Origin of the sequence: Streptomyces sp. HNM0575, assembly GCF_012726265.1 — a bacterium.
Taxonomy (GTDB): Bacteria; Actinomycetota; Actinomycetes; order Streptomycetales; family Streptomycetaceae; genus Streptomyces.
Genome location: NZ_JAASAG010000001.1, coordinates 305,129 through 317,075, shown reverse-complemented (window position 1 = coordinate 317,075; position 11,947 = coordinate 305,129). Strand labels below are relative to the sequence as shown.

Genomic DNA, 11,947 nt, shown 5'->3' with positions numbered 1-11,947 from the left:
GCGCGGCCCCTGCGCGGGCGGGCCCGCGTCCCAGACCGGGGGCCAACTCGCCCCGGTACGGGGCGACATGAGCCCGGCCCGGGGCACACGGCGGTCGATGGGACCGGGCGGGCCCAGCCGACGCACCGACACCGAACCCGAACCCCGGACCCGCCGCACCCCTGTGCCGCCGCGCCGCGCCGGCGGCGCCGAGCGCCCAACTCGCCCCCGCACGCGACGACATGAGCCCGCCCCCGGGGTCACGCGAAGACGACAACGGCGCCGCCAAACCGGGCCGCTGACAACCGACACCTGCTCCCGAGCCCGGCCGTCGCATGGGGCAGCCCGTTCGGACTGCGCCCGGAGGCAGGGCCAACTCGCCCCGGCGGACGGCAATATGAGCCGACCCAGGCACGCCGGGCCGACACCGGCGCGCCAAGCCGGGCCCGCTGGCGGCGGACACCAGCTCCCGACCGCGGCCTCGACACCTCGCGGGTGGCCCCGGCCCGCGACCGCCCGGCGGCCCGCCGCCCGCAGCGACGCCCCGGGCTCGCCCAACTCACCCCGGTAAGCCACGACATGAGCCCCGGGCCGGGGCACACGGCAGTCGATGGGCCCCGTGGGCCGAGCCGACGCACCGACGCCGGACCCGAACCCCGGACCCGCCGCACCCCTGTGCCGCCGCGCCGCCGCGCAGGCGCGCAGGCGGTCCGGGTCCGCGACCGGCGGCCCATTCGGAACCGGGCCGCGCCCCGGCGCAGGCGCGCGAACGGCCCCCGGCCCGCGTCCCGGGCCCCCGGGGGGCCAACTCACCCCAGTACCCGGCGACATGAGCCCGGGGTCCGTCCCGGGCTCGCCCAACTCACCCCCGCACGCCGCAACATGAGCCCCGAACCCGCGCCCGGTCCGGCAGCCGGGCCGGGCGGCCTCGGCGCGCCCCGCGCGCCGGGCCGGGCGGCCGACGGCCGCCACCCCTCACGCACCGCACCGCGCAGCACCCGCACCGCGCAGCGCCCGCACCGCGCAGCACCCCCGCCCCCGCCCCCCAATCAGGATTGCCCCCCGCCGCACGGGGAATGCAGCAAACATCGCCGACCTCCGTGCCGAGATCGCCGCGAACCGCAAGGGAGCCGACGTTTCCGCGGCACGGTCCGGACGGACCTACACCCCCGCTCTCCGATCTTCACAAACTCCGGCCCGGAAACTTTCCGCGCTTTCAGTGGTATTGACCCCTGAAACCTCAAGGCCGCCTCAAAATGTCTTTTCCAAATCGGTCATACGCACAGAACCACGCCCCACTCGGGCAGCGGAGAGCGTTGACGGCCATTGACCCGGCAGTTGGGGCATGGAACTCTACGTTCGTTGGCCGATGACCAGTGAAGCCGAAGCGGGGGCTTTGTCAAAATGAATACTCGTATTGTGATCGGCGACGAGAGACGTCTTTACTCGGAAGCCATCGCGGCGACGCTCAATCTTGTCCACGATTTCGAAGTCGTGGCGACCGTCAACAACAGCCGGGAAATAGTTCCCACCGTTCTGCGGACGCTTCCCGCAGTAACCGTACTGGGCACCGACACGAAGGGCCGCGCCGGGCGCTGCCTGGCGGACGAATTGCGGTCCGCGGTCCCCCGGTGCCGAATCGCCGTGATCGGCACGAGCCCCGGCGCACCGGCCAGACGCCAGGAGGCGGCGGCTCCGGGATTGCTGAAGGTGGTGCCCGACAATGCGGCACTGCCGCAACTGGTGAATGCGATACGCGGCCTCGTCGTCACCACGGCGAACACCACGGCGAACACCGCGCAAACCGCGCACGCCGCCAGGACCGCGAACACCCCGAGCGCCGCGCACAATTCAGCCAAAGGCGCCGCTCAGGCCGCCGCGCCCGGCCCGATCCACTCCGCCGCACTCCTGCGGCAGCCCCCGTGCGGCGGCAGATCTCTCAGCACCCGGGAAAAGGAAGTCCTGCGGCTCACGGCCGGCGGGGCGCCCGTACGGGAAATCGCCGCGGAACTCTTCCTCTCCCCCGGCACCGTACGGAATGTCACCTCCAGTGCGATCAAGAAACTCGGCGGCCGCAACCGTTTCGACGCCGCCTGCATAGCCAGCAAGCGGGGCTGGCTCTGAACTTCCGGGCGGCCCGGCCGTGCAGTCGTCCGGCCGGACCGCCCGGATTCCAGCCCGGGTTGTGGCAGTCGTGACCATGCGCACCCTTGACACCACAGTGCGCACGGACATTACTTGTTCTCTGCGCCACCAGACGGACAACGATGTCAACACCCGGGGAGAAGCCACGTGCGGCACAGTCAGCCAGGCAGATCATGGGCCGCGCTCCTCCTGTCGGCACTCCTGGTGGTGACGGCGCAGGGCGCGGCCTCGGCCTCCCAGCCGCAGCGGCCACGGCAGCCGCACTCCTCCCCGGACCGTCCGTCCGCGTCCGGTTCCTCCTTCAGCTCCTCCTTCGAGAAGGGCGACCCCGCACCCGACTGGAAGGACAGCGTCGAGACCGCGCCCGACGGCGAGAAGAAGACCCACGGCGTGCACCGCGACTCGGCGCCCGGCACCCCCGGCATGAGCAGCCACACCGGCTCGGGCCCGGACAAGACCCCCGCCTCGAAGGACAAGGCGGGGTTCAGCGGCACGCACTCGCTGCGCTACGCCGGCGAGCACACCGCGAGCGGCCGCGGCTACTCCTACAACCGCGTCTTCGACGTGAACGTCCGTGTGAGCGCCCGTACTTCGCTCTCGTACAAGATCTTCCCCGAGCTGCCGAAGACCGATCTGGACTACCCGGCCACCCACGCTGCGGTCGATCTCGCCTTCACCGACGGCACTTACCTCAGCGACCTCGGCGCCAGGGACCAGCACGGCGACGCGCTGACGCCGCGCGGCCAGGCCGCCGCCAAGACGATGTACGCGAACCAGTGGAACGACCGGCGTTCGCGGATCGGCGCGGTGGCGGCCGGCAAGACCGTCGACCGGATCCTCGTCGCGTACGACTCCCCGAAGGGCGGCAGCAGCTTCCGCGGCTGGGTCGACGACGTGTCGGTCGGCCCGAAGGCGCCGGAGAAGCGCCGCGCCCATCTCTCCGACTACGCCGAGACCACCCGCGGCACCAACTCCAGCGGCGACTTCTCCCGCGGCAACACCTTCCCGGCGACGGCGCTGCCCGGCGGCTTCAACTTCTGGACGCCCGTCACCAACGCCGGTTCCACGGACTGGCTCTACGAGTACGCCCGTAAGAACAACGACGACAATCTCCCCACCCTCCAGGCCTTCGGCGCCAGCCACGAGCCCAGTCCGTGGATGGGCGACCGGCAGACCTTCCAGGTGATGCCGTCCGCCGCCGCGGGCAAGCCGGACGCGTCCCGCAAGGCGCGCGCGCTGCCCTTCCACCACAGCAACGAGACGGCCAGGCCGCACTATTACGGCGTCACCACCGACAGCGGCCTGAAGACCCGGATCACGCCGACCGACCACGCGGCGATGATGCGCTTCACCTTTCCCGGCGACGACGCCAACCTCATCTTCGACAACGTCGACAACCGCGGCGGCCTCACGCTCGACAAGGACAAGGGCACCGTCAGCGGCTTCTCCGACGTCAAGAGCGGGCTGTCGGTGGGCGCCACGCGGATGTTCGTCTACGCCCGCTTCGACTCGCCCGTGGACGGCGGGGGCCGGCTGGAGGGCGGCGGCGGCAAGGACGTCACCGGGTACCTGCGCTTCAAGGCCGGCTCGGACCGTACGGTCACGATGCGCATCGCCACGTCGCTGATCAGCGTCGACCAGGCGAAGGCCAACCTCGAGCGCGAGATCCCCGAGCAAAGGACCTTCGGTCAGGTGCGCGACCGCGCGCAGGACAAGTGGGACGACCTGCTGGGGCGGATAGAGGTGGAGGGGGCGAGCCGCGACCAGCTCACCACCCTCTACTCCAGCCTCTACCGGCTCTACCTCTACCCCAACTCCGGTGCGGAGACCGTCGGTTCGCGCAAGCGCTACGCGAGCCCCTTCTCGAAGCCCACCGGCGAGGACACCCCGACGCACACCGGCTCGAAGATCGTCGACGGGGACGTCTACGTCAACAACGGCTTCTGGGACACCTACCGGACGACCTGGCCCGCGTACTCCTTCCTCACCCCGAAGCGCGCGGGGACGATGGCCGACGGCTTCGTGCAGCAGTACAAGGACGGCGGCTGGATCTCCCGCTGGTCCTCGCCGGGCTACGCGGACCTGATGACCGGCACCAGCTCCGACGTGGCCTTCGCGGACGCCTACGGCAAGGGCGTGAAGTTCGACGCCGAGGCGGCCTACGACGCGGCGGTCAAGAACGCCACCGTCGCGCCCCCGCAGTCCGGGGTGGGCCGCAAGGGCATGGCCACCTCGCCCTTCCTCGGCTACACCAGCACGGCCACGGGCGAGGGCATGTCCTGGGCGCTGGAGGGATATCTCAACGACTTCGGCATCGCCCGCATGGGCAAGGCGCTGTACCGCAAGACCCACAAGGCCCGCTACAAGGCGGAGTCGGCCTACTTCCTCGGCCGCGCCCGCAACTACGTGAAGCACTTCGACGACCGGATCGGCTTCTTCCAGGGCAAGGACGGGGACGGCAACTGGCGCCTGCCACCGGGGGAGTTCGACCCGCGGGTGTGGGGCCACGACTACACCGAGACCAACGCGTGGAGCTTCGCCTTCACCGCGCCCCAGGACACCAGGGGACTGGCGAATCTCTACGGCGGCCGTCCCGGGCTCGCGAAGAAGCTCGACGAGTACTTCTCCACGCCGGAGACCGCGTCGAAGGAGTTCGCGGGCTCCTACGGCGACGTAATCCACGAGATGACCGAGGCCCGCGACGTGCGGATGGGCATGTACGGGCACAGCAACCAGCCCTCGCACCACATCGCCTACGCCTACGACGCGGCGGGGCAGCCGTGGAAGACCCAGCAGAAGGTCCGCGAAGTGCTCTCGCGCCTCTACCTCGGCAGTGAGATCGGCCAGGGCTACCCCGGCGACGAGGACAACGGCGAGATGTCCGCGTGGTATGTCTTCAGCGCCCTCGGCTTCTATCCGCTGGTGATGGGAGCGCCCGAATACGCCGTCGGATCACCGCAGTTCACCAAGGCGACCGTCCATCTCGAAGGCGGGCGCGACCTCGTGGTGAAGGCGCCGCGCAACAGCAAGCGGAACGTCTATGTGCAGGGGCTGAAAGTCGACGGCAAGCCCTGGCACTCCACGGCGCTGCCGCACCGGATGCTCGCCGACGGCGGCACCCTCGAATTCGACATGGGCCCCAAGCCGTCGAAGTGGGGCACGGGCGAGAAGAACGCGCCGACGTCCATCACCAAGGACGCCAGGGTGCCCTCGCCGCCCGGCGACGTGACCGTGCCGTCGGACGACCAGCCGCTCCTGGACGACACCTCCGGGACCCGTGCGGCCTTCTCCCGCACGGAGTTGCCGGTGAAGCCCGGCGCACGCGGCAAGCGGATCGCCTCCTACACGCTCACCTCCGCCGACGCGAAGGACGCCCCGCACGGCTGGACCCTGGAGGCGTCCGACGACGGCAAGCGGTGGAAGAAGATCGACCGCCGCGAGGGCGAGAGCTTCCGCTGGGACAGGCAGACCCGCGTCTTCGCCGTCGGCCGCCCCGGCACGTACGGGCACTACCGGCTGGTGCCCGCCGGGCCCTCCTCGGTGCTCTCGGAGATCGAACTCCTCGGCTGAGCGGGGGCAGGCATGCCCCGGCGGCAGCTGGGGACCCGGGCGCGGTGATGTACCTGGGTCTGCCCGAGTCCGTACGTGCCTGTCTCTTCGACCTCGACGGCGTGATCACGAAGACGGCCGTGGTGCACAAGGCCGCCTGGAAGGAGACCTTCGACGACTTCCTGCGCGGCCGTGACGGCGAGGGCTTCCGCCCGTTCGGCGACGACGACTACGACCGCTACGTGGACGGCCGCCCGCGCGCCGACGGCGTGCGGGCCTTCCTGGACTCCCGCGGCATCCGGCTGCCGGAGGGCGGCGAGGACGACCCGCCGGACCGCCTCAGCGTGCACGGCCTCGGCAACCGCAAGAACGAGCTGCTGCTGGAGAAGATCCGCAAGGAGGGCGTGGAGGCGTACCCGGCTTCGGTCCGCTATGTGCGGGCCGTGCGGGACGCGGGACTGCGCACCGCCGTCGTCTCCTCCAGCCGCAACTGCCGCGACGTGCTGGCCTCCGTGGGCATCGAGGAGCTCTTCGACGTACGGATCGACGGCGTCGTGGCCGCCGAGCGCTCGCTGCCCGGCAAGCCGGCTCCCGACACGTTCCTCGCCGCGGCCCGCGACCTCGGCGTGGACGCCGCCGCCTCCGCGGTCTTCGAGGACGCCCTGGCCGGGATGGACGCGGGACGGTCCGGCCACTTCGGGTACGTCGTCGGCGTCGACCGCGTCGGCCAGGCCCGTGAACTGCGCGAACACGGCGCGGACACCGTCGTGACGGACCTGGAGGAACTGCTCCTGCCCGATGCCGCCGACCTGGAGGGCCCCCCGTGATCACCCACCGTGCGTACGCCTGCGAGCCCTGGGCGCTGCGCGAGACCGGGCTCAACCTGGACGTGCTGCCCCAGAGCGAGTCCGTCTTCGCCCTCTCCAACGGCCACGTCGGCTGGCGGGGCAACCTCGACGAGGGCGAGCCGCACGGCCTGCCCGGCTCGTACCTCAACGGCGTGCACGAGCTGCACCCGCTGCCGTACGCCGAGGCGGGCTACGGCTACCCCGAGTCGGGCCAGACCGTCATCAACGTCACCAACGGCAAGGTCGTGCGGCTCCTCGTCGACGACGAGCCGTTCGACGTGCGCTACGGGCGGCTGCGCTCCCACGAGCGCGTACTGGACATGCGCAGCGGACTGCTGCGCCGCACCTGCGAGTGGACGTCGCCCGCGGGCAGCACGGTGCGGGTGCGCTCCACGCGGCTGGTCTCCTTCACCCAACGCGCCATCGCCGCCGTCGCATTCGAGGTGGAGCCGCTGGACGACGAGGTGCGCGTGGTCGTGCAGTCGGAACTCGTCGCCAACGAGCAGCTGCCCGATCTGAAGGGCGACCCGCGTGCCGCCGCCGCGCTCGAATCGCCCCTGGACCCCGAGGAGAACCTCGCCGCGGGCAACCGGCTGCGCCTGGTGCACTGCACGCGCCGCAGCGGGCTGCGGGTAGCCGCCGCCGCGGACCACGTGGTCAAGGGGCCCGAGTCCACGCGTACTTCGAGTGAGAGCGGCGAGGACGTCAGCCGCCTCACGGTCACCTCGGTGCTGCGGCCCGGTGCACCGCTGCGGGTGGAGAAGACGGTCTCCTACGGCTGGTCGAGCGTGCGCTCGCTGCCCGCCGTGCGCGACCAGGTCGACGCCGCGCTCGCCGGGGCGTGCAGCACCGGCTGGGACGGGCTCGTGGCACAGCAGCGCGCCTATCTCGACGACTTCTGGGCGCGTTCCGACGTGGAGGTGGACGGCGACGCGGAGATCCAGCAGGCCGTGCGCTTCGGGCTGTTCCACGTCCTTCAGGCGGGTGCGCGCGCCGAGCAGCGCGCCATCCCCGCGAAGGGCCTCACCGGCTCCGGCTACGACGGCCACTCGTTCTGGGACACCGAGACGTTCGTGCTGGCGCTGCTGACCTACACCTCGCCGCACTCGGTGGCCGAGGCGCTGCGCTGGCGGTACGACACGCTGCCCGCGGCGCGGGAACGGGCGAAGCAACTCGGGCTGCGCGGGGCCGCGTTCCCGTGGCGCACGATCGACGGCTCGGAGTGCTCCGCGTACTGGCCGGCGGGCACGGCCGCCTTCCACGTCAACGCCGACATCGCCGACGCCGTCGTGCGGTACGTGACGGCCACGGGCGACGACGAGTTCGAACGGGACACCGGAGTGCCGATCCTGATCGAGACCGCGCGCCTGTGGCACTCCCTCGGCCACCACGACCACCAGGGCGCCTTCCACTTCGACGGGGTGACCGGCCCCGACGAGTACAGCGCCGTCGCGGACGACAACATCTATACGAACCTGATGGCGCGCGCGAACATGCGGGAGGCCGCCAACGCCGTGGACCGCCACCCCGCCCAGGCCGCGGCCTTCGGCGTCGACGACGAGGAGACTGCCGCCTGGCGGGACGCCGCGGACGCCGTGGCCCTCCCGTACAACGAGGACCTCAAAGTGCACGAGCAGTCCGCCGACTTCACCGGCCACCAGATCTGGGACTTCGCGGGCACGGAGCCCGACCAGTACCCGCTGCTGCTGCACTTCCCGTACTTCGAGCTTTACCGCAAGCAGGTCGTCAAGCAGGCCGACCTGGTGCTGGCGATGTGCCGGCACGGCGAGGAGTTCGACGACGAGCAGAAGGCCCGCAACTTCGAGTACTACGAGCAGCTGACGGTGCGCGACTCCTCCCTCTCGGCGTGCTGGCAGGCCGTGATGGCCGCCGAGACCGGTCATCTGCGCCTGGCCTACGACTACTTGGGCGAGACGGCGCTGATGGACCTGGCCGATCTGGAGAACAACACCCGGGACGGACTGCACATCGCCTCCCTCGCGGGCATCTGGACGGCGCTCGTCGCGGGCTTCGGCGGGATGCGGCACGCCGAGGGCACCCTGGAGTTCGCGCCCAAGCTGCCGGAACGGCTGACGCGGCTCGCGTTCACCGTGCAGATGCTGGGGCGGCGGCTGCGGGTCGAGATGCGCAACTCGACGGCCACGTACACGCTGATCGAAGGCTCGCCGCTGGAGATCTGCCACTACGGCGAACGCTTCACGGTGCACAGCAAGGAGCCCCGCACGCGCAAGGTGCGGCGGGTGCCGCCCCGGCCCGAGCCGAAGCAGCCGCCGGGGCGGCGGCCCACGAGCAGGGGCTAGGGCGAGTCCGCAGAAACCGGCGGGGCCGGGGCGGCAGGAGCCGCCGGGGACCGGCTCGGGGCCGGCTCGGGGCCGGCTCGGGTCGGCGGGCGCGGGCACCGCGCGGCGGGGCCGGTGGCGGGCGGCACCGCGCGGCGGGGGCCGGTGGCGGGCGCCGCGGACCGCGACTTCGGACCCCCGTTCCCTGCAATCGCACCTCCGTTTCCTGCAAGTGGTCAAAACCCCTGCGCGATCGGCGGACTTCGGGGCACCATGCGTACGCCGCCGTGGCGGCAGGCCTTCATGCGGCGCGCGGTCCTCACCGGCGCGCCGCCCTTCGTGTGACGCACCGCCCCTCGTGGCTCCGCCGCCCCCGCGGCGTCGCCGGCTCGGGGTCGCGTCCGCGTAGGACCCGGCAGCACCACATCGCCCCATGACCACGCAGGGAGACGCACGATGCGCACCGGACTCGTCGGATTCGCCGGACTCGGGAGACGGGCGGCGGCGGCAGGCGTGCCGCTGGCCCTGTTCGCGGTGACGGCATGCGGCGGCCCCCAGGACCCCGGCGCCGGGCCGCCCTCGGACGAGCGGAGCATCTCCTCCGTCGACGAGTCCTCCAGGGACACGGGCGGCCCCGGCTCGGGACCGGGTTCGGTGCGGGAGTCGGGCCAACTCCCGTCCAGGGACGGCGACTCGCGCAGATCGGGAGTCGTCGGGGAGTCGGCCGGGCCGGGCGGCGAGCTGGGCCCCGAGGACGGACGCGTCCCCGCACAGTGGCCCGAGGACGACGTGACCGGGAGCGTCCCGCGCACGCCACCGGAGTCGGCCCGTGGCGGCTCCCTCGGCGGCTCCGGACGCGGCGACGCCGTACAGCTGACCTACGACGCGCGCGCGGCGGGCGGCTACACGCGAGCGATACGGGCCGCGGCCGAGTCCTGGAACGACCGGGTGCCCGAGATCGAGCTGCGCCCCGCGGGCGACGGGACCGAGGCCGACATCCGCATCGTCGTCACCAAGGGCTGGCCCGGCGCCGCTCCCCAGGGGCCCGTCCTCGGCAAGGGCACCGTCTTCATCGGCGGCAGGGCGCTCGCCCAGGGGTACGACGGAATACGCATCGTGGCCCACGAGTTCGGCCACCTGCTCGGCCTGGAGGACGACCAGCCTGGGCCCTGCTCCAGCCTGATGTCGGGCAAGTCGCCGGGGCCGCGCTGCACCGACGCGGACCCGGACGCAGCCGAAGTCCGTGAGGTGCGGCGCAAGTTCGGGGCGGAGACAGGGGGTTCCGTCCGCTGAGGAGCCGTTCCCGGCCGGGCCGGGGCCGGAACGGGACCGGGCCGGGGCGGGACCGGGCCGGGGCGGGACCGCGCCGGAACGGGGCCGGGTCAGGGGTTCCAGATCATCGTCTGCTGGTGTACCCGCCTGCCGTCGTGGCGGATCCCGGGGACCAGCGGATTGGACCCGTACTTGGCGAAGCCCACGCGTTCGAAGAACCGCACGGCCCTGGTGTTCTCCGCCAGGGTCAGCAGATGACAACCCGGTGAGCCGTTCTCCCGGAGGCGGCGGAACCACGCGCCCATCAGCTCGTCGGACGCCCCGGTCCCCCGCGCCTCCGGCAGCACGTTGATGTGCAGGTGCGCGGGCCAGCGGTCGTCGGTGAAGTCCGACGCCGTCGGCTCGCCCCGGAGCGCGGCACGGGTCAGGTCGAGCACGCTGCGCGCGAGGAAGGCCGCGGGACGTGGCCGCAGCATGAGCCGGTACCTCCTGATGGCCCGCGCGATCCGCTCGCTCTCGCGCGGAAACCGCGAGTGGTCGAGGCATCCCGCGAGATAGCCGACGAGGACCCCGTCGACCTCGGCGACGAACAGCGACTCCGGTTCCAGGTCCATGTACGCCTTGAGGTAGATCGCCGCCTCCGACTCCTCGTGCCCCCACATCGAGGCCGTCGGGGCGCCCTCCCCCGCCTTGCGGAACAGGCGGCGCAGCTCGGCGCGGTCGCCCTCCGCGAAAGTACGGATCACCGTCACGACGGCCCCACGCTCGCTTCCGTTCTGGTGCGTCTGCGTTCCGGCGTCGCCTGCCCCGGTGTCCGCCGGGCACCCGGTGTGCCGATCACCCCGGTGTGCCACCGGCCGCCGGGGCCGGCTCCGTCCAGCTTCCCACCCGGGCGGGGCTGGCGCGCAGCGCCGCGGGGGCGTACGTTGAGCGTAGTTGGGCGTTCGACCAAGCCGGACGCCCAAGCCAAGCGACCAAAGTGACCCAGCCGGATGCCCGAGTCGTACATGCGGCAGACGTGGGCCCGGCCCAGGAGGACGGCGCAGCCGCGCACGAGCGCCCACGCCCGTTCCCGCACAGCACCGAGTGGAGCGAGCATGACCCCGACATCCGCGGAACGCGGGCACGAGACCCGGCGGCGACTGCTCGACGCCGCGGCGCAGCTGATCGTCGAGGACGGCTGGGGCTCGGTGACCACGCGGCGGGTGGCGGACCGGGCCGGACTGCGGCCCGGCCTGGTCCACTACCACTTCTCCACCGTCGCCGATCTGCTGATCGAGGCCGCGCTGGACGCCGCACAGCGCGAGATGGAGCGCGCGGCGGAGGCGATGGCGCGGGCGGACGATCCGTCGCAGGGCGTGGCGCAACTGCTGGGGATGGTGGCGGAGTACAGCGCCGAGGACCCCACGACGGTGCTGTTCAGCGAGATGATGCTCGCCTCGACACGGCAGGAGCGGCTGCGCGCACGGCTGGCGGAGATGCTGGGCGAATGGCGTGCGGGGGTCGCCGAGTGGCTGCGGACCGCCAATGCCGGTACGGACGGGGGCAGTTCGGGGAGCACGGACGACGCGGAGGCCACCGCGCTGCTGCTGGGCGCCGCGATCGACGGGCTCGTGCTGCACCGTCTCATCGACCCGTCGGCCACGAGGATCTCCGTGGCGGGCCCTCTTTCGCGTCTCGCCCGCATCGCCCCCGCGACCGATGCCTGATGACCCGCCCCGGAGACGGGCGCCCGGCGGACAGCGCCCGATGAACGGTCCGTACGGCGAACACAGCCCGTACCGCGACGGCGGACACGGACCGTACGGCGAGCACGAGCCGCGAGACGAGCACGAGCCGAGCGGGCCGTACGAG

7 protein-coding genes are annotated in these 11,947 nt (G+C 72.2%); 6 read left to right on the top strand and 1 reads right to left on the bottom strand.

From position 1 onward, the window contains the following. Window positions 1–1,398 precede the first annotated feature (1,398 nt). From HCC61_RS01315 to HCC61_RS01295, 5 genes are all read left to right on the top strand, one after another. A complete protein-coding gene (locus HCC61_RS01315) occupies window positions 1,399–2,103 on the top strand; it encodes a response regulator transcription factor (RefSeq protein WP_346776964.1) in 705 nt (234 codons plus the stop codon). A 168-nt stretch (window positions 2,104–2,271) separates the two neighbouring features. After that, window positions 2,272–5,694 carry a GH92 family glycosyl hydrolase gene (locus HCC61_RS01310; RefSeq protein ID WP_169133338.1) on the top strand — a complete coding sequence of 1,141 codons (3,423 nt, stop codon included), beginning with the start codon at window positions 2,272–2,274 and terminating at the stop codon, window positions 5,692–5,694. Window positions 5,695–5,738: 44 nt separating this feature from the next. Next, entirely contained in the window at window positions 5,739–6,500 is a 762-nt protein-coding gene (locus tag HCC61_RS01305; protein WP_346776963.1) for a beta-phosphoglucomutase family hydrolase, read from the top strand. Continuing rightward, on the top strand, window positions 6,497–8,842 hold the full coding sequence (locus tag HCC61_RS01300; RefSeq protein ID WP_169133336.1) for a glycoside hydrolase family 65 protein: 2,346 nt from the start codon (window positions 6,497–6,499) through the stop codon (window positions 8,840–8,842). Before HCC61_RS01305 ends, HCC61_RS01300 begins: the two co-directional genes overlap by 4 nt. A gap of 435 nt (window positions 8,843–9,277) precedes the next feature. After that, complete coding sequence (locus tag HCC61_RS01295) at window positions 9,278–10,114, top strand: snapalysin family zinc-dependent metalloprotease (RefSeq protein ID WP_169133335.1); 837 nt, start codon at window positions 9,278–9,280, stop codon at window positions 10,112–10,114. An 89-nt stretch (window positions 10,115–10,203) separates the two neighbouring features. Here the strand turns inward: HCC61_RS01295 and HCC61_RS01290 are convergent, their stop codons facing one another. Beyond that, the gene (locus HCC61_RS01290; RefSeq protein WP_206321924.1) at window positions 10,204–10,845 is read right to left on the bottom strand and encodes a GNAT family N-acetyltransferase; all 642 of its coding nucleotides are present in this window, start codon (window positions 10,843–10,845) and stop codon (window positions 10,204–10,206) included. A 345-nt stretch (window positions 10,846–11,190) separates the two neighbouring features. Between HCC61_RS01290 and HCC61_RS01285 the strand changes: the two genes are divergently transcribed. After that, window positions 11,191–11,802 carry a TetR/AcrR family transcriptional regulator gene (locus HCC61_RS01285; protein ID WP_169133334.1) on the top strand — a complete coding sequence of 204 codons (612 nt, stop codon included), beginning with the start codon at window positions 11,191–11,193 and terminating at the stop codon, window positions 11,800–11,802. Window positions 11,803–11,947: the final 145 nt, after the last annotated feature.